General features: G+C 61.2%; 16 protein-coding genes and 1 tRNA gene. 9 read left to right on the top strand and 8 right to left on the bottom strand.

The annotated features are described in order from the left end of the window. Positions 1 to 34: 34 nt before the first annotated feature. From EQV96_RS00525 to EQV96_RS00515, 3 genes are all read right to left on the bottom strand, one after another. Positions 35 to 1,222 (bottom strand): acyl-CoA dehydrogenase family protein, encoded by a 1,188-nt coding sequence (locus EQV96_RS00525; RefSeq protein WP_095000073.1) that lies wholly within the window; start codon positions 1,220 to 1,222, stop codon positions 35 to 37. Positions 1,223 to 1,449: 227 nt separating this feature from the next. After that, entirely contained in the window at positions 1,450 to 3,015 is a 1,566-nt protein-coding gene (locus EQV96_RS00520; RefSeq protein WP_240881023.1) for an amidase family protein, read from the bottom strand. A 92-nt stretch (positions 3,016 to 3,107) separates the two neighbouring features. Next, a complete protein-coding gene (locus tag EQV96_RS00515; protein WP_240881022.1) occupies positions 3,108 to 4,544 on the bottom strand; it encodes a coniferyl aldehyde dehydrogenase in 1,437 nt (478 codons plus the stop codon). A 173-nt stretch (positions 4,545 to 4,717) separates the two neighbouring features. On the opposite strand from EQV96_RS00515, the gene EQV96_RS00510 reads away from it, so the two are divergent. The 6 genes from EQV96_RS00510 (at position 4,718) to EQV96_RS00485 (ending at position 10,764) form a co-directional block, all read left to right on the top strand. Then, on the top strand, positions 4,718 to 5,698 hold the full coding sequence (locus EQV96_RS00510) for a flavin reductase family protein (protein ID WP_095000070.1): 981 nt from the start codon (positions 4,718 to 4,720) through the stop codon (positions 5,696 to 5,698). 29 nt (positions 5,699 to 5,727) lie between these two features. Next, positions 5,728 to 6,501 (top strand): glucose 1-dehydrogenase, encoded by a 774-nt coding sequence (locus tag EQV96_RS00505; RefSeq protein ID WP_095000069.1) that lies wholly within the window; start codon positions 5,728 to 5,730, stop codon positions 6,499 to 6,501. 102 nt (positions 6,502 to 6,603) lie between these two features. Next, positions 6,604 to 7,395, top strand: coding sequence for a fumarylacetoacetate hydrolase family protein (locus EQV96_RS00500; RefSeq protein WP_095000068.1), 792 nt, complete (start codon positions 6,604 to 6,606; stop codon positions 7,393 to 7,395). 21 nt (positions 7,396 to 7,416) lie between these two features. Continuing rightward, positions 7,417 to 8,346, top strand: coding sequence for an acetaldehyde dehydrogenase (acetylating) (locus EQV96_RS00495; protein WP_095000067.1), 930 nt, complete (start codon positions 7,417 to 7,419; stop codon positions 8,344 to 8,346). 10 nt (positions 8,347 to 8,356) lie between these two features. Further along, positions 8,357 to 9,379, top strand: a complete 1,023-nt coding sequence (dmpG, locus tag EQV96_RS00490; protein ID WP_095018480.1) for a 4-hydroxy-2-oxovalerate aldolase — start codon at positions 8,357 to 8,359, stop codon at positions 9,377 to 9,379. 71 nt (positions 9,380 to 9,450) lie between these two features. Further along, positions 9,451 to 10,764 carry an MFS transporter gene (locus tag EQV96_RS00485; RefSeq protein WP_240881021.1) on the top strand — a complete coding sequence of 438 codons (1,314 nt, stop codon included), beginning with the start codon at positions 9,451 to 9,453 and terminating at the stop codon, positions 10,762 to 10,764. Here EQV96_RS00485 and EQV96_RS00480 read toward each other — a convergent pair. Further along, positions 10,737 to 11,819 carry a nitronate monooxygenase gene (locus EQV96_RS00480; protein WP_240881020.1) on the bottom strand — a complete coding sequence of 361 codons (1,083 nt, stop codon included), beginning with the start codon at positions 11,817 to 11,819 and terminating at the stop codon, positions 10,737 to 10,739. The genes EQV96_RS00485 and EQV96_RS00480 overlap by 28 nt on opposite strands. A 142-nt stretch (positions 11,820 to 11,961) precedes the next feature. Next, on the bottom strand, positions 11,962 to 13,521 hold the full coding sequence (locus EQV96_RS00475; protein WP_240881019.1) for a L,D-transpeptidase family protein: 1,560 nt from the start codon (positions 13,519 to 13,521) through the stop codon (positions 11,962 to 11,964). Between the two features lie 144 nt (positions 13,522 to 13,665). Between EQV96_RS00475 and EQV96_RS00470 the strand changes: the two genes are divergently transcribed. Both EQV96_RS00470 and EQV96_RS00465 read left to right on the top strand, forming a co-directional pair. Beyond that, positions 13,666 to 14,385: a murein L,D-transpeptidase catalytic domain family protein gene (locus EQV96_RS00470; RefSeq protein ID WP_095000062.1), complete on the top strand. Its 720-nt coding sequence runs from the start codon at positions 13,666 to 13,668 to the stop codon at positions 14,383 to 14,385. A gap of 53 nt (positions 14,386 to 14,438) precedes the next feature. Then, positions 14,439 to 15,296, top strand: a complete 858-nt coding sequence (locus tag EQV96_RS00465; RefSeq protein WP_240881017.1) for a GNAT family N-acetyltransferase — start codon at positions 14,439 to 14,441, stop codon at positions 15,294 to 15,296. 164 nt (positions 15,297 to 15,460) lie between these two features. On the opposite strand, the gene EQV96_RS00460 is transcribed toward EQV96_RS00465, so the two are convergent. The 3 genes from EQV96_RS00460 to EQV96_RS00450 all read right to left on the bottom strand — a co-directional run bounded on the left by EQV96_RS00460 (position 15,461) and on the right by EQV96_RS00450 (position 16,880). Continuing rightward, positions 15,461 to 15,535 (bottom strand) — tRNA-Gln (locus tag EQV96_RS00460). Between the two features lie 274 nt (positions 15,536 to 15,809). Next, positions 15,810 to 16,280, bottom strand: coding sequence for an anti-virulence regulator CigR family protein (locus tag EQV96_RS00455; RefSeq protein ID WP_095032534.1), 471 nt, complete (start codon positions 16,278 to 16,280; stop codon positions 15,810 to 15,812). 87 nt (positions 16,281 to 16,367) lie between these two features. Beyond that, complete coding sequence (locus EQV96_RS00450; protein ID WP_240881015.1) at positions 16,368 to 16,880, bottom strand: GNAT family N-acetyltransferase; 513 nt, start codon at positions 16,878 to 16,880, stop codon at positions 16,368 to 16,370. Between the two features lie 396 nt (positions 16,881 to 17,276). Between EQV96_RS00450 and EQV96_RS00445 the strand changes: the two genes are divergently transcribed. Continuing rightward, positions 17,277 to 18,113, top strand: a complete 837-nt coding sequence (locus EQV96_RS00445) for an endonuclease (protein ID WP_095018476.1) — start codon at positions 17,277 to 17,279, stop codon at positions 18,111 to 18,113. Positions 18,114 to 18,116: the final 3 nt, after the last annotated feature.

Here is an 18,116-nt window from a genome sequence, read left to right as displayed (position 1 = left end):
GTCAGAGGTGTTTTGCCGGATGTAGATCAGCCGATCACACAAACGGGTCCGCGTTGGGCAGGCCCAATTGCACCAGGCCGTAACTGCGCCGGTAAGCCGCCTCGTTATTGGCGATATGCCCGCGAGCCTGATGCAGGTCACGGAAGAAGCGCGCCACCGGGTTGGTGTTGTACAAGCCCGATGCGGCCATGCAGCGCAGCAGGTCACTGACCCGGTCGGCGCACACATTGGTTACATGGGAGGACTGGTAGCGATACAGCAAGCGGGTTTCCACATCCGGGTATTCCCCGGCGGCGGCCAGCGCCATCAGGTTGGCGTAGTTGCGCATCAGCACCAGTTTGAGCGAGTCGACGGTGATGATGGCTTCGGCCACGGCAGCCTGGGCGGCCGGGTCTTCGGCGGTTTTGGCGCCATGCTTGCCGATGTGCTTGGCCGCGTTGTCACGGAACTCGTTGATCGCGCCTTGCAGGGCGCCGAGGGCCGAGGTAGAGACGGCACGGGCAAACACCTGGGCAAACGGGATGGCGTACATCGGGTTGGTGTTGACCAGCCGCCCCGGTGTGGCTTCGATGCCGTAATTGTTGGTGCGTTGTACTCGATGGGCCGGAACAAAAGCGTCTTCAACGACGATATCGTGGCTGCCGCTGCCGCGCAGCCCCAACACGTCCCAGTTCTGCTCGATACGGTAGTCGCTGGCCGGGATCAGGAAGGTGCCGTGTTCGGTAGGGCCGGTTTCATCTTGCGGCACGATGCCGCCAAGCAGACACCACTGCGCATGCTGGCTGCCACTGGAGAAGCCCCAGCGCCCGCTGACCTGATAGCCGCCCTTGACCGGCGTGACCTTGGCCACGGGCATATAGGTCGAGGCCACCAGCACCGAGCTGTCCTCGCCCCACACATCACGCTGCGCCTCTACCGGGTAACGCGCCAGTTGCCACGGATGCACACCCACTACGCCATAAACCCAGGCGGTGGACATGCAGCCTTCCGCCAGGGTCATCTGGATTTCAAAAAAGGTGCGCAAGTCGATTTCATGGCCGCCCCACTTTTTCGGTTGCAGGGCACGAAACAGCCCGGCTTCCTGCATTTCGCGAACGGTTTCGTCAGGTAGCTTGCAGTCCTTGTCCGCCTGGGCTGAACGGCTTTTAAGCGCAGGTATCAAATTGCGCGCGCGTTGCAGCAGCTCAAGCTCAATCGGACTTTTCTCTCGTATCTGATCCATCCGTGTGTTCTCCGTCAGTCTCTCGCTGCGCGAATGCGCGGGCGGTGTGTGACGAATAATCCCGCCAGCGGGGTTGTGGATCATCGTCAAAGCGGACTAGTCGGGATATCGGGATATCGGGTGAAGGCTGGCCCTCACCCCAACCCTCTGCCAAAGGCAGAGGGAGCTAGCCGCAGGGTAAACGCCAATCAATCCCCTCTCCCTGAGGGAGAGGGTCAGGGCGCTTTTTAAACCACCGGCAACTTCGCAAAAGGCCGATCCTGCTCGATCTGCGCGCCCAAACGCAGCAACACGTCTTCACCGCCCAATGGCGCGGTGAACATCATGCCGATGGGCAGGCCGTTGTCGCTCATGCCCACCGGCAACGACAGCGCCGGCTGCCCGCTGACGTTGGCCAACACGGTAAAGGCCGCGCTGCCCATGGCGTTGTGGGCATAGCTGTCCCACGGCTGGTTCAGGCTCAGCAGGCCCAGGTCCGGGGTAATGTTGGCCGTTACCGGCGACAGGATCACGTCGTACTTCTGGAACTGCTCTTCCATATAACCGCCAATACTTTCGAACGACTGCCGCGCCCGGTACAGACCCTCTCCAGTGACTTTTTGGGCATTGCCCAGTACCACCTGGGTGATGCGTTCATATTCATCGGCCGTGGCGCTACGCCCCAGCACTTGCTCGCGATCGTGCACCATGGTCAGCAAGGCATCGCCAACCACCGAGCCGTGGGCTCCGAACAACTGCCGTGGGTCGATGCTCAGGCGCAATTCTTCAACTTCATGGCCCTGGGCGGCCAGGCGTTTGGCAGTGTCGTCCAGCACCCTGACCACCGCCGGGTCCAGCGGCGAGCCGGTCAACGAGTCACGCACCACACCGATACGCAGACGGCCCGGTGCAGTGCGCAGCTCTTCAACGTAAGGACGTACCAGCGGTTTTGCCCAATACGGGCTGCCCGCCTCATGTCCCTGCCCCACGTCCATAAACAGCGCCATATCGCGCATATTGCGCGACACCACGTTGCCCACGCTGGCACCGAACCAACCCTCGTACTTGCCCGGGCCGCTTGGTGTGCGGTAACGCGTCGGCTTGAGCCCGACCAGCCCGCAATAAGACGCCGGAATGCGGATCGAGCCGCCGCCGTCGGTGGCATGGGCCACCGGCACAATACCTGCGGCAACCGCCGAAGCAGCTCCGCCGGACGAGCCGCCGGCGCTTTTGGCCAGGTTCCAGGGGTTGCGGGTCTGGCCCCACAGCAGGGATTCGGTGGTGGTGGTCAGGCCGAATTCCGGGCAGGTGGTCTTGCCAAACGGCACGGCCCCGGCTGCCTGATAGCGGTCAATCAGGGTACTGGTGTGGGGCGCTGGTGGCGCGTCCTTGTACAACCTGCTGCCATTGGTGGTGCGGGTACCTTGCAGGTAGGTGTTGAGGTCCTTGATCAGGATCGGCACCCCGGCCAGTGCGCCGGTATTCGCAGTCCCGCTGGCACTGCGGGCCTTGAGCAGTGCCTGGGCGTAGTCGTCATGGCGCATATTGACGGCATTGACCTTGGGGTTGACGGCATCACAGCGGGCCATGGCCGCTGCCAGCAGAGCGTGCGGGCTGAGTTCGCCCTTTTGTACGGCGCGGGCCATGTCGGTGGCATCCATTGCCAGATACTCGGCGGGCGAAATGGCGGTGCCTTCAGCGGCATTGGCAAAACGCCCCAGCAGCCCGGCACCCACGGCCAGGGCGCCCGCTTTGAGGACGTGGCGACGGGGCCAGCCAGTGGATTGTTCAGGTGTTTCGGCAGGGTTTTGCAAGGTCTATCTCCAGAGCAAATCTTGTTTTTATTTAAAGAGCAACGCCCCTTGTGGGAGCGAGCCTGCTCGCTCCCACAAGGGCATTTCGGGTTTCAGTCGGCGGTGACCATCGCCTGCATGGAGGGTAAAAAGTGCTCGCCATAAGGCGGCAACAGGCCCCACTCGCGGCGCGGGTCGTGGGCCGCAGCCTTGTACACGGTGCGCATATGGCTGAACTCCAGGAAGCCTTCGCGGCCGTGGTAATGGCCCATGCCCGAGGCGCCAATACCGCCAAAAGGCGCATCGTGCAAAGCCGCATGCATCATCACGTCGTTGATGCTGACCCCACCGGAAATCGTGTTTTGCAGCACATGACGCTGCTCTTCTTCACTTTGCCCGAAGTAGTACAGCGCCAGCGGGCGCTCGCGTGAATGGATATCGGCCAGCGCACGGTCAAGCTGCTCATAGGGCAACAGCACCAGTGCCGGACCGAAAATTTCTTCTTGCAGGATCAGGCTGTCGCGGGGCGGATTGATCACCACCTGCAACGGGCGCCTGCGTGTGAGCGCGTCAACCTCAAGAGCCCGAGGGAAGCGCTCGACACGCGCGCCACGCTGGCGGGCGTCCTGCACATAGCCTTCGATACGCTGCAGATGCCGGTCGTTGACCACCGCAACCACGTCAGGATTGGCGTCGGTGGCGGGCAACAGCTCACTGTAGGCCGCGCCCAGCAGGCCAAGGAAATCTTCCATCTGTTCGCGGGGCACATACACCACGTCCGGGTTGATGCAGATTTGCCCGCCGTTATTGGCCTTGGCCACGGCAATGCTGAAGGCCGCCTTGGCCAGATCGGCGCTGCGGGAAATAATCACTGGCGACTTGCCGCCCAGCTCCAGGGTCAACGGCACCAGGTGTTGCGCCGCATTGCGCATCACCGAGCGCGCAACCGCAGTGCTGCCGGTAAACACCAGATGGTCGAAGGCTTGCGCAGTAAACACTTGCGCCAGTTCGGCGTCGCCGGTGACCACGGCGATTTCCAGCGGATCGAACAGCTCGGCAAAAGCCCCGACAAGCACATCGGCGGTACGCGGCACCACTTCAGAGGGCTTGAGAATCGCCCGGTTACCCGCCGCCAGCACGCAGGCCAGGGGGCTGAGCAAGGTGAACAGCGGCGCATTCCAGGTGCCGAGAATGCCGATACTGCCCTTGGGCTGGTGCATCACCCAGGCCTTGGCGCCCAACTGGTCATAGGGCGCAAACACCTGGCGCGGCTCGTCTGCAACCCAGTGCTCGAGATGGTCGCGGGCGTATTTGAGCGAGGCCAGGGAACCCAGCACGTCATTCATCAACGAAAAGCCCTGGGGCCTGCCGCCAAAGTCGGCATCCATGGCCTCGACCAGCGGCTGCTGGAAGCGCACCAGCAACTCAATCACCCGCTGGATGCGCTCCCGACGCAGCTCGGCACTGACGTGGCCTGCGCCGACAAAGGCTTTTTTCTGCGCCGCCAACAGGCTGGTCAGCTGTTCTGGAGCAGTGCTGCTGAACGTCATGGATAAGTCCTCTGATACACCGGTTCGATCAACCGACGCTAGCGAACTGCGCCCCGCAATGCCTCGTCCGATCGGACGATAATCGGCCATATCCGTTAGTCCATTAAGACGATGTAGCCCCCGCAAGCCAGGGGAATACTGCCAGCACGAAAATTCAATCCATGAGGTTCGTCATGGCAGTGCAAAGCAGTTTTGACCCGCAGGCATTCCGTACCGCGCTGGGCACCTTCACCACCGGGGTGACGATCATCACCACCCAGGCCGAAGATGGCTCGCCCATTGGCATTACGGCCAACAGTTTCAACTCGGTATCGCTCAACCCGCCGCTGGTGCTGTGGAGCCTGGCCAAGTCCGCCCGCAGCCTGCCGGTATTCAGTGCCGGTTCGCACTGGAACGTGCATGTGCTGTCGACAGAGCAGGAGCCGCTTTCGGGGCGCTTTGCCATGCAGGGCGAGAACAAGTTTGCCGAAATCGAACTCGATAACGGCATCAGCCCCGCGCCGCTGTTGCAGGACTGCACCGCGAGGTTTCAGTGCCGCACGGCTTTTCAGTATGAAGGCGGCGACCATGTGATATTCGTCGGGGAAGTACTCGCCTTCGATCACAGTGACCGTGCACCGCTGGCCTTTCAAAGTGGCCAATATGCCCTGGCAACACGCAAGCCGCGCAGCGAGCTGCGCCTGGCAACCACCCCGCCACCGCCGGAATGCAGTTACACCGAAGACCTGCTCGGTTACTTGCTGGGCCGCGCCCATTATCAGCTGCTCGACGCCCTGCATCGCCTGCTGAGCAACCAGCAGCTGGACGAACATGCCTTTTTTATCCTGTCAGTGCTGTGTATTCGCGACAACCTGACCCTGGATGAAATCAATCACTTCGTCAGCTATACCGGGCATGTGGTAAGCGTGGCAAGCATGCGCTTTCTTGAAAAGCAGAACCTGGTCGCCCTCGAAGGCAGCCAGCAGGCGCCACGCTATGTGCTGACCGCCACCGGCCGCGAGGCCTCGCTGCAACAGGTGGCGCTGGCCAAGGCGGTGGAAGAGAACGTGTCGGCCCGTCTCGCTCCCGGTGATGCCCAGGCGCTCAAGGTGCTGCTCAAGCGCCTGATTGCCGCCAGTGATCCCGGCTTGCCCGACCTGTGGGCGCCCCGCTAGCTTTGTACCTAAAAAGGAAAAGGACTTTTATGAATATTATTCAGCGCTTCAACCTGACCGGCAGCGTGGCAGTGATCACCGGCGGCGGGCGCGGCATCGGGCGCGGCATCGCCCTGGCCTATGCTGAAGCAGGCGCCGACGTGGTTCTGGCCGCCCGCACCTTGGCCGACGTTGAAGCCGTAGCCGAAGAAGTACGCAGCCTCGGCCGTCGGGCCCTGGCCCTGAGCTGCGACGTCAATGACAGCGAACAGCGCAGCGCTCTGGTCACCCAGGCCCGCGAGCAGATGGGCCGCATCACCCACCTGGTAAACAATGCTGGCGGCGCCGGCCCCAACGATCCGCTGACCCTGAGCGTGGAGCGTTTTGAAGAAATCATGCGCTTCAACGTGTCTTCGGCCTATCACCTGAGCCAGCTGTGCGTGCCGCATATGCGCGAAGCCGGCAGCGGCAACATCATCAATATCACCTCGGGCGCGGCGCGTTATGCGCAAACCCAATTCAGCGCCTACGGCACCGCCAAGGCCGCGCTGAGCCATATGACCCGCCTGCTGGCCCAGGACTTTGCACCGCAGGTACGGGTCAACGGCATTGCTCCCGGCCCGGTACTGACTGCCGCCCTCAATGGCGTGCTGCCGGTGGCCATGCGCGACGGCATGATCAAGGCCACGCCGCTGCAAAGCCTGGGCGAAGTTGAAGATATCGCGGCTGCAGCGCTGTACCTGGCCAGCCCGGCTTCACGCTGGGTCACCGGCAAGATCCTGGAAGTAGACGGCGGCGCCGAATCGAGCGTCTGGCCGGGTTGAGCCACCATCAAACCGTGGGAGCGAGCCTGCTCGCGAAGAAGTTTCGCGAGCAGGCTCGCTCCCACAAGAGGATTTTCTGCATAGCCTCCCGAGAGCCAATTTATGGACACACAGTTGATTGAAGCCCTGGGCGACGAGTTGTTTCACGCCCTGCTGGAGCGGCGCAGCCTTGAGCCATTGACCGCCCGCTACCCGGATTTGACCCTGGACACCGCCTACCGCATTTCCCTGCGTTTCTTGCAACGCCGCCAGGCGCTGGGCGAGCAGGTGGTCGGCAAAAAAATTGGCGTTACCAGCCGTGCCGTGCAGGACATGCTTGATGTGCACCAGCCCGATTTCGGCTTCTTGACCGACCGCATGCAAGTCGCCGACAACAGCGATGTGAGCTTTGCCGCCCACCACCTGGTGCAGCCACGGGCTGAAGGCGAAATCGCCTTTATCCTCGGCGAAGACCTGCACGGCCCCGGCATCACCGCCGAAGACGTAATGGCAGCCAGCCAATGGGTGGTGCCGTGTTTCGAAATTGTCGACTCACGCATTGCCGACTGGAAAATCCGCATTCAGGACACCGTGGCCGACAACGCTTCCTGCGGTGTGTTCGCCCTGGGCGAACAGCGCATCAACCCGCGCGAGCTGGATCTGGCCAAGGTCGAGTTGCACTTGCTGAAAAACGGCCAGCCTGCCGGTCATGGTTTTGGCTCGGCGGTACAGGGCCACCCCTGCGAGGCCGTGGCCTGGCTGGCCAATACCCTGGGCAAGTTCGACATCCCGTTTCGCAAGGGCGAAATCATCCTTTCCGGCGCACTGGCGCCGCTGGTTCCGGTACAACCCGGCGATGAGGTCAGCCTGACTCTCAGCGGCCTGGGCTCTGCCAACCTGCGCTTTGTGCCCTAACCCCCCTTCGAGACCTTAGCCATGAGCAAAAAGATCAAATGTGCCCTGATCGGGCCGGGCAATATCGGCACCGATCTGCTTTACAAGCTGCTGCGCAGCGAAGTGCTGGAGCCTGTGTGGATGGTGGGCATCGATGCCACCTCCGAAGGCCTGAGCCGCGCCCGCGAGATGGGCCTGAAGACCACCAGTGACGGGGTCGACGGTCTGTTGCCGCACGTGCTGGCAGACAATATCCAGATCGCCTTCGATGCCACCTCGGCTTATGTCCATGCTGAAAACAGCCGCAAGCTCAACGAGCTGGGCGTGCTGATGATCGACCTGACACCGGCTGCCATTGGCCCGTATTGCGTACCGCCGGTCAACCTCAAGGCCAACCTCAAGCGCGGCGCCATGAACGTCAATATGGTCACCTGCGGCGGCCAGGCCACCATTCCGCTGGTGGCGGCCGTGTCCAGCGTCCAGCCGGTGGCTTACGCCGAAATCGTCGCTACTGCCGCGTCAAAATCGGTGGGCCCGGGCACGCGCAAGAATATCGACGAATTCACCCGCACCACGGCCAGTGCCATCGAGCAGGTGGGCGGGGCGAAAAAGGGCAAGGCGATCATTATCGTCAACCCCGCCGAGCCGCCGCTGATCATGCGCGATACCGTGCATTGCCTGACTGAAACCGAACCGGATCAAGCCGCTATCAGCCTGGCCATCGCCAGCATGATCGAGCAGGTGCAGCAGTATGTGCCCGGCTACAAGCTGGTCAACGGCCCGGTGTTTGACGGCAACCGGGTCTCGATTTTCATGGAGGTCGAAGGCCTGGGCGACTACTTGCCCAAGTACGCCGGCAACCTGGACATCATGACCGCCGCGGCCGCCCGCACCGCCGAGATGTTCGCCGAGGAAATCCTCAAGGGCGAGCTGCAACTCAAGGCATCAGCCCCCCAACCTGCCCTCGCTTAAGGAGCCGATCATGGATCTTCGCGGCAAAAAAATTACCGTGCATGACATGTGCCTGCGCGACGGCATGCACCCCAAGCGTCACCAGATCAGCCTGCAGCAGATGAAAGACATCGCCTGCGGCCTGGACGCAGCCGGCGTGCCGCTGATTGAGGTCACCCATGGCGACGGCCTGGGTGGCAGCTCGGTGAACTACGGCTTCCCGGCGCACACCGATGAGCAGTACCTGTCGGCCGTGATCCCGATGATGAAAAAGGCCAGGGTGTCAGCCCTGCTGCTGCCGGGTATCGGCACCGTGGACCATCTGCAAATGGCCCATGAACTGGGGGTCAATACCATCCGCGTGGCGACCCATTGCACCGAGGCGGACGTGTCCGAGCAACACATCTCCTATGCCCGCAAGCTGGGCATGGACACCGTGGGTTTCTTGATGATGGCCCATATGAACAGTCCCGAGGGGCTGGTCAAACAGGGCAAGTTGATGGAGAGCTTCGGCGCCAACTGCGTCTACCTCACCGATTCGGCCGGCTACATGCTGCCACACGATATCAAGGCGCGGGTTGCAGCCCTGCGTGCGGCCCTGCACCCGGACACCGAGATCGGCTTTCACGGCCATCACAACCTGTCGATGGGCGTGTCCAACTCCATCGCGGCCATCGAGGCCGGAGCCACCCGCATCGACGCTGCGGCGGCCGGGCTCGGCGCGGGCGCGGGGAATACGCCGATGGAAATCCTGGTGGCCGTGTGCGACCGCATGGGCATAGAAACCGGGGTCAGTGTGTTTGGCATTCAGGACGTGGCCGAGGATCTGGTGGTGCCGATCATGGACTTCCCGATCCGCAGCGACCGCGATGCCCTGACCATGGGCTACGCCGGGGTGTATGGCTCGTTCCTGCTGTTTGCCAAGCGCGCCGAGAAAAAGTACGGCGTGCCAGCACGGGAGATTCTGGTGGAGATGGGTCGCCGCGGCATGGTTGGCGGCCAGGAAGACATGATCGAAGACACCGCCATGACCCTGGCGCGCCAGCGGGCCTGAGGCGTCGCACCTTGACGGAGGCGCTGACCGGGTCAGCGCCTTCGGCGTTTTTACCTCACAGGAAACCCACCATGTCCAACACTCATGTCGGCTGGCGCAGCCATGCTTTGCTGTTATTGCTGGCAGCGGTGTTTGCCGACAACTTTGTCGGGCGCCAGATTCTGGCAGTGATGATTGAGCCGATCAAAGCCGAGTTCGGCGTCAGTGACACAGCGATGGGGCTGATTTCCGGCCTGGCCTTTGCCGCGGTATTCGCCCTGCTTGCCCTGCCTGCCGGTCGCCTGGCCGACCGTATGGTACGCACCCGCTTATTGGCCATCGCCTGTTTGCTGTGGGCCGTGGCAACCATGTTGTGCGGGCTGGCAGTGAGCTTCTGGATGCTCGCCCTGGCACGCATGGCTGTGGCGGTGAGCGAGTCGCCGACCACCTCGACATCGATGTCGATCATTGCCGACCTCTACCCGCCCCATCGCCGATCGTTTGCCATCAGCTGCTTCACGGCGGCACCGACCTTCTCCGCAGTGATCGGCCTCAGCCTTGGCGCCTGGGTGGTTGAGCACTATGGCTGGCGCACCGCGTTTATCGTGATCGGCATGCCGGCGCTGATGTTCTCCACGCTGCTGGCCTTTGTGGTGAAGGACCCGGCGCGTGGCCGCTGGGACCTGGCCAGCGCCCACGCGGCTCACCCCCTGCAGAGCATGGGCAGCGAGGCACGCAAACTCTGGGCCCTGCCCGCTTACCGTTGCCTGGTGATGGCGGGGGGTTTGACCACCCTGGGCTCATATGCAATCGGCATGTGGAACACCAGCTTTCTGGTGCGCTCCCACGGTTTGTCACTGCAACATGCCGGGGTGCTGGCGGGTTTTATCTGTGGCGGCTTTGCCGGGATCGGCGCCTTGTTCAGCGGCTGGCTGAGTGACCACCTGACCCGGCGCAACCCGCACTGGCAAGTGGGCATTCCGGTCATAGGGCATGTGACAGCGCTCAGTGCGCTGTTCGCCTACCTGCTGTGGCCAAACACAGTGTGGCTGCAGGTGGGCAGCGTACCGGTGCCCAGTGCGATGCTGCTGTGCGCGCTCTACAGCTTTTTTTCGGTGTGGTGGGTCGCGCCGTCGTTCAATCTGATCACCCAACTGGTCCCGGCCAACCGCCGGGGTACGGCGATGGCCTTGCAGACCATTATTTCGACCCTGCTGGGGATTGGCCTGGGGCCGTTGCTGGCCGGTTTGCTCAGCGATGCCCTGCAGCCGGCTTTCGGTATTGAATCGCTGCGCTATGCATTACTGCTGGTAAGCCTGCCGGTGGCAGGTGCAATCATGTTGCTGATTCGCACCGCCAGCCATGCCGGGCAAAATTGCTATAGGCATGTAGAGCGGGCGGCATAATCGTCGATAAATTTGCGTGTCAGCTCATACGACGTCAGCTCGGCCATGCGCCCGGGGCTCAGGGGGAAAGCCTGGCCCGCCCACAGGTTGATAAAGTCGCCGCTGTCAGCCCCGGATTTGGCCTTGAGCGGCAGCAGCACACCACCGGCCAACGGAAAAGCCGGGGCCTGGGGATTGAGCGGGCCCAGTTCGCGCATGACCCGATTGACGATGCCCCGTGCTGGCCGCCCGGTAAACAGATTGGTCAGCGCGGTATCACTGGCCTGAGCCTCGCGCAACGCACGGTGATGAGCCCTGGCCAGCTTTGCTTCAGGGCAAAACAGGTAAGCAGTGCCGATTTGCACGGCACTGGCGCCAAGTGCAAACGCCGCCGCGATCCCTCGCGCATCGGCGATGCCGCCTGCAGCAATCACCGGCACTGACACGGCATCGACGATTTGCGGCACCAGAGCGAAGGTGCCGATTTGCGTGGTCAGCTCACGATGCAGGAACATCGCCCGATGACCGCCCGCTTCATAGCCCATGGCGATAATTGCGTCACAGCCGTGGTGTTCCAGCCATTGCGCCTCGTCAACCGTCGTGGCCGAACTGAGCACCCTGGCCCCACAGGCCTTGACCCTGGCCACCAGCTCCGGTGCCGGCAGGGCAAAGTGAAAACTCACCACTTCGGGGCGCAATTCCTCGACCAGGGCGCAGGTGGCTTCATCGAAAGGCGCGCGGCTGGATATCGGAGTGGGCGCGTCATAATCGGCGCCGAGCTCGCTGTAATAGGCCTTGAACAGCGACTTCCACTGCTCGATGGCAGCCTCGTCGTACTCCGGAGGCTGATGGCAGAAAAAGTTCAGGTTGAGCGGCTGGTCGCAGGCAGCCCGAAAGGTTGCCACCTCGCTGCGGATGGCCTCCAGGCTCAACGTGGCACAGGCCAGTGAGGCCAGCCCCCCGGCCTGTGCCACGCCGATCATGATATCGGCGCCAGCGCCCAGCATCGGTGCCTGAATCAGGGGGTGGGCGATACCCAGCAGATCGGTGAAACGCGAATCGGGCCAGCAGCTCATGGGGGCTCTCAGGGTCGACAATCGGGAGCTGGATACTAGTGGCTCGCCTGCAGATGAGGCAAGTTGCCCAAGACTATGTAGCAGCTGACGAGCGGAGCGAGGCTGCGTTCGTCAGCTGCTACGAAAGTCCGCAATGGCCGAATTATTTTTTGCTGGCCAGTGCCGCAATCAATGCCGGGTCATGATTGTAGATATCCGGTGCATAGGTCACCTTGCCGTCCTTGTTTGCCTGGGCGGTCCAGTAAGTCATCAGGATCGGTGTCGGGTTCGACAGCCTGAACTCATGGGTCAGCCCGGTACCCAACAGCTCCTCGCTACGGACTTTTTCGGCAGGTGTCACCAGCAAGTCACGCAGCTGGAACACCGCTTCAACCCGCACGCAACCCGAACTGAAAGCGCGTGGCCCCTTGCTGAACAAGGCCTGGCTAGGGGTGTCGTGGAGGTACACCGAGAACGGATTGGGGAAGCGGATGGCAATTCGGCCCAACGGGTTCCTCGGCCCCGCGCCCTGGCGCAGCAGGATGTTGCCCGGTCGATCCCAGTCGATATCCTGAGCCGCCAGCGGCTGGCCGTTGCTGTCCACAATCTGCAGGTCCTGACGGCTGAGGAAAGACGGGTCGCGACGGATCTGCGGCAGTTTGTCTTCACGAAAGATGGTCGGCGGAATGGTCCAGGTCGGGTTGAGCGTAAGGCGATTGACCCGGGACTTGAGCAGCGGGGTCTGGCGCTCGGCACGACCGACCTGGGTGCGTGTCTGCCACACCGGCACACCGTTGCGGTACACGGTCAGTTGCGCTGCGGGCACATTGACCAGCAGGATATCGGGCTCCAGATCCTGGGCTATCCAGCGAAAGCGCTCCAGATTGATGCGCAGCTGTTCGCGCCGCTCACGGGGGCTGATATTCAGTTCTTTCAAGGTGCCCGCACCGACGACTCCATCAGCCTGCAAGGAGTGATCGAGCTGAAAGCTCTTCACCGCTGCCACCAGCTCATTGCTGTAATGATGATCGACCGTCAACGGCATCGCGTTGAGATAGCCTTCACTGACCAGCCGCCGGGCCAGCTCGGGCACCCGCGCATCCTCAGCCCCCGGACGCAGCAACGGCCCGCTGGCCAGTGGTTGCCATTGTGGCAAGGGTTGCTGACGCTGGCGGGCATAGACCCGACGCAGGTTTTGATACAGCTCGTTTTGCGGGCGCGCCTGTTCAAAAGCCCGGGGCAAGTCCGCCAGGCCCGGTCCGGCAAAGGCCAGGATGCGGGCCTGGCGGTCTTGTGCAACCTCACTGGCATGCCATACCGGCTCGAACCGCGACTGCTGCAGGCGACCATAGTGCAGGTCCTGCAAGGCTTGCAGATACTGCTGGCTGATCCCGATATCGGCACACAGATCACCAGCGACAGGCAGTTTGTAGGTGTCGGGGTCCAGACCGTCATCCGCCAACTGCGCAAGCTCCCCTTGCAGGGCGCTCAAACGGCCATTGACCGACCATACCGGCTGGTCATTCTGCCCCTGATAAAACCCCTGCAGCATTCGCAGCATCGGTGCATTGACCCGTGGCGCCAGGACCGGACAGGCTTGCGGCAGTTGGCTGAGCGCTTGTTGTACCGGGCTTGTGGTGTCTGCCTGTAGGGGATCGGCTACAGCGACCAGTGGCACAGTCAGCAAGGCAATGCTCAAGTAAAATGCGCGTTTTTTGAACAACTGCTTTACTCCAATTATGGGCCGTCATCTTTAACTTCAGCTCAATCAGCGGTCACGGCAAACCCACAGGCTAGCAGTTAAAACCCAAGCGCCAAGTTATCGGCGCAGCATTACTGGTCTGACTACATCGAGAATACGCAAATCATGCTCAACTTTTTACGCCGTTTTTGCTTTGCAGCCATCGCCTTAAGCGCAACCTGCACTACTGCCTACGCTGCTAATCCGCTCTTGCTCAACAAGCTCAGCCATGCCGCCCCGGAACTCAACCCCCAGGCCCTGAAAAGCGCCCTCAGCGCCATGCAGTGTGCGGTCAATAACGGAGCCAAACAGGCTCGGCATCTGGCGGTAATCGACTTCTCGCAACCTTCAACCGCTCGCCGTCTCTGGATCTTTGACCTGACCCGCAAGACATTGGTTCTGCGTGATCTGGTGGCCCACGGAAAACAATCCGGCGAGAACTTCGCCACCAGTTTCTCCAATACCGAAGGCAGCAACCAGTCCAGTCTCGGCCTGTTCAGCACCCAGGAAAGCTATGTGGGCAGCCATGGTTACTCATTGCGCATGGACGGCCTTGAGCCCGGCATCAATGACCAGGCCCGTGAACGGGCGATCGTGATCCACCCCGCCAATTACGTGAACCCGCTGTGGAGCAAAACCCAGGGCCGCATCGGCCGCAGCCTCGGCTGCCCGGCGGTCCGCCCGCAAGTGGCGCGTCAGGTCGTAGATAAACTCAAAAATGGCCAGTTCATGTTTGCCTGGTACCCCGACCAGCAATGGCTGCAATCCTCGGCCTACCTCAACTGCCAGCCACGTCAGGTGGCGAGCATCATGTCGGCCAGGCATGAGGTCGCACACGGGGGTTGAAAGCGCGGCGGCAATACCTGTAGATAGTGCGCACATGTTCCAGGAGTTTCATCATGCCCGCGCCGCAACAGGCTGCCTTCACCTACCGCGCCATGACCCGGGCCGACTTGCCCGCCGCCCACAGGTTGTCCGCGCAACTGAACTGGCCCCATCGCCTGGAAGACTGGGCGTTGTTGCACCGGTTGTGCAAAGGCTTTGTGGCCTGCGAAGGTGAGCGCTTGATCGGCACGGCGTTCGCCTGCCCACAAGGTGCGTTTGCAACCATTGGCCTGGTGGTGGTCAGCCCCGATTATCAGGGCCAGGGTGTTGGCCGCCGATTGATGGAGCTGGCGCTCGAGGCCTGCAAGCCGGCCACGGCGATCCTCAATGCCTCGGCGGCAGGCGCACCGCTGTATCTGAGCCAGGGCTTTATCGAGTTCGGCACCCTCGAGCAGCGCCAGGGCCCGGCACAATGTATGGCCCTTGAACCGCTGGCCGCAGACGAACACTGCCGCAGCCTCAACGCAGAGGATCAGGCACGGCAACTGGCACTGGCCAACGCTGGCAGCGGGCTGGATCGCAGTGCCATTTTCGCCCATCTGCACGACACTATCGAACACACGGCCGGTATCGAGTGCGGTGGCCAGTTACAGGCGTTTGCCCTGTTGCGCCGCGCCGGAAAGGGCCATTGCATTGGCCCGGTGATTGCCCAAAATCCCCGGCAGGCCAGGCACCTGATCGCCACCCTGCTCTCACGGATCCCTGGCCAGTTTGTGCGTATCGATGTGCCACATAACAGCGGTCTGTGTGAATGGCTGACGCGGGCCGGCCTGGGCCCAGTAGACCGGGTGAGCCAAATGGCCCTCGGCACACCCCCGCAATCCACTGAAGGTGTTCATCAGTACGCACTGCTTTCACAGGCAATGGGTTGAGCTGCAGAAACGCGCAGGACTGATCCGCCACAAACCGGATGGGCAAGAAAAAGACAGTGGTATTAATTGGTATGGGATGGGTGACTAGCGAGGTTGCGTCAGGCCGAACGGCGTTGACGCTGTGCTTGGAGACTCTTGCCCGATGCTGGACAAGATCTGAAAAATGGCAGGGGCGGCTGGATTTGAACCAACGCATGGCAGGATCAAAACCTGCTGCCTTACCGCTTGGCGACGCCCCTGTAGTTGTTGCGATGAATGCCTGGCATTCATTTAACGTCCTTGCAGCTTGCGAATGTTGCCAATCGCCGTGAACCTGTAAGGGTTCGCTGTGAGAACGAGCGCAAATATACCCGCACTCTGAGGATATGGGAAGCACTTTTTAAATAAATTTATTCAAAAACAGCCACTTAGTGATAAACACTGGCACATTGCCCCGGCTGGCCGGGCTTTTCCCGGGTCTAGGCGAGGGATAAGCCCGGAGTTTCAGGCACTGATCGACACAACGGCGTCACATCAATCAAAGGCACCATTGAGAATCTCATAAACCAACCCGGTGGCAATGGAGACCAGAATCAACTCCGTGCCCACCTGCTGCCATTCGTACCCCTCGTAATGAGGCAGCCTGCTGGCCAGTCGGCCATCCAGCTTTTTGGCAATACCCGGCGGCAGCGGCTTGCCCCGCGCCAGATTCTTCTGGATGCCGGGCGGCAGCGCCTGGCTTCGGCTCCAGTAATCTCTATGCCCGTGAATGATTTCAAGCGTGGCTGCACGATTGATACTCGGGCCATGCGCCCTGTCGTCAGCGCCTGACTTTTTACCTTTATTGCCCTGGCCACCTTGCTTGCCATGATCCTGGTCATAGTGCTGACCGCCTTTGTCATTGCCTTTACCGTTCCCGTTACCTGGATCGGCCGAGGCAGTGACCGGGCCACAAACAAGCGCAACACACGTAATGGCTGTAATCAGTGAACGAGGCGTTAACATGGTCGAGGACTCAGAATAAGGGTGGTCCTCTGACTATAGACGACAGCTTAAGTTCGTCAGGGCATCAAGCTGCCACCCAGTGCTGCTTCAGCTCTGCTCAGGTGCGAACCAGCCCATGGTGATATCCGCGATCAGACTGCCATCGGGTAGGCGTATACGCTTTTCAAGACGACCTTCTTCCACAAAGCCGAACTTCAAATAAAGGTGCCTCGCACGGCGATTGACCTCACGCACCCGCAGTTCGACTTTTACCAGCCCCGGGCGATCCCCGGCCCACTGCAACAAGCGCGTCATCAACACATGGCCGATACCCTGCCCCACATAGTCGGGATGCACAACGATAGTCAGGCTCATAACGTGCTTAAAGGCCTCAAGCCCCATTGGCTCAAGCAAAGCATGCCCGACAATCTGGTCATTCCATTCAACCACCAGGTAAAGGCCATCATCCTTCAGGGCAATAATTTTTCGCTCAAAGGCTGCAGTGTTAAACTCACTTGGCCGCGAGACAAGCAAACCGGGGGTTTTGGCCGTTTCACGCTCGGCATTGCAGAGCTGCGTCGCATCCGTTAGTTGCGCATGACGAATGACCAGGTTTTCCAAGCGATAGCTCCCTATAAACTGTTCTGAGTAGGTCAACTGCTTGCGCTCGAAAACACGCAATTCCTGATTAACTTACGCCCCCTTACAGCGCACACAAATCTGCGCGGTCTGCATTTCCCTCCGCCCTCAGCCCTTCAAGCAATAACTGTTCCCGTTGATCAATCCTCGTAGAGCAAGGCGTTCTTGCGATGTGTTTTGTAGCACTCCCGTGGTACAAACAGCAGTAATACGTGACATTGAATACCCTGACGCGTCAGGCATTGAGCGAGCTTCTGGCACATCACGCCTGGACTATTGGTAAAAGCTGCGCGGTGAGGTGTTCAATTGCATTGCCCCGAACTGAAATTGGCCATGCTTGGTACATAGGCCTACTGATCCACCTTGAAGGTGCACCCCATGCCCGCCCCTACTGCTCGCCCCGACCTTGTTTATACATACCCGACCCACCTGCGCGCTCAGGTCGAGGCCGCCCCGCGAGCACCCGGGGTGTATTTCTTTTACGCTGCTGGCGAGTCCATGCCGCTCTATATCGGTAAAAGCATCGATATACGCAGCCGACTGCTTTCCCACCTGCGCGCGCCGGAAGAAGCCCGAATGCTGCGCCAGACACAACGGATCGAGTACCAGCAAACCGCAGGAGAAATCGGTGCCCTGCTGTTGGAGTCCCGCCTGATCAAAGAACTGCAACCCTTGAAGAACAAGCGACTTCGTCGTCAACAGCGTCTGTGCTCATTGCGGATTGTCGACGGGGTACTGGAAATCATCGACACCACCACCATCTGCGACGGGCCACAGTTGTACGGGCTTTTCCGTAACCGGCGGATGGCCACCGAAGCCCTGATGCAGATTGCGGACGAGCACCGGCTCTGCCACACCCTGCTGGGCCTGGATAAATCAACGGGACGGGGCTGCTTTCGGGCTCAGATAGGCAAGTGCGCCGGTGCCTGCAAAGGGGCAGAAAGCCCTAAGGCGCATACCCAACGCTTGTTGAGTGCCTTGGAACGCTGGGCCGTGCATCACTGGCCCTATCCAGGCGCAATCGCATTGCACGAGCAGCATGGCGAGATCGAGGAGTACCACGTCGTGGACAGCTGGCGCTATATCGGCACCTATACCTGCGAGTCTGAAGCCAGACTGGCCCCCAGACTGACAGGGCAGGCATTCGATGCCGACTGCTACAAAATTCTGGTGCGGCCCGTCTTGCTCGAGAGCACGGCAATCATCATGCTTTGATTG

The organism is Pseudomonas sp. TMW22080 (assembly GCF_022496745.1).
GTDB lineage: Bacteria > Pseudomonadota > Gammaproteobacteria > Pseudomonadales > Pseudomonadaceae > Aquipseudomonas > Aquipseudomonas bubulae.
Note: the sequence above shows the minus strand (reverse complement) of the source record. Positions and strands in the feature narration are given on the sequence as shown.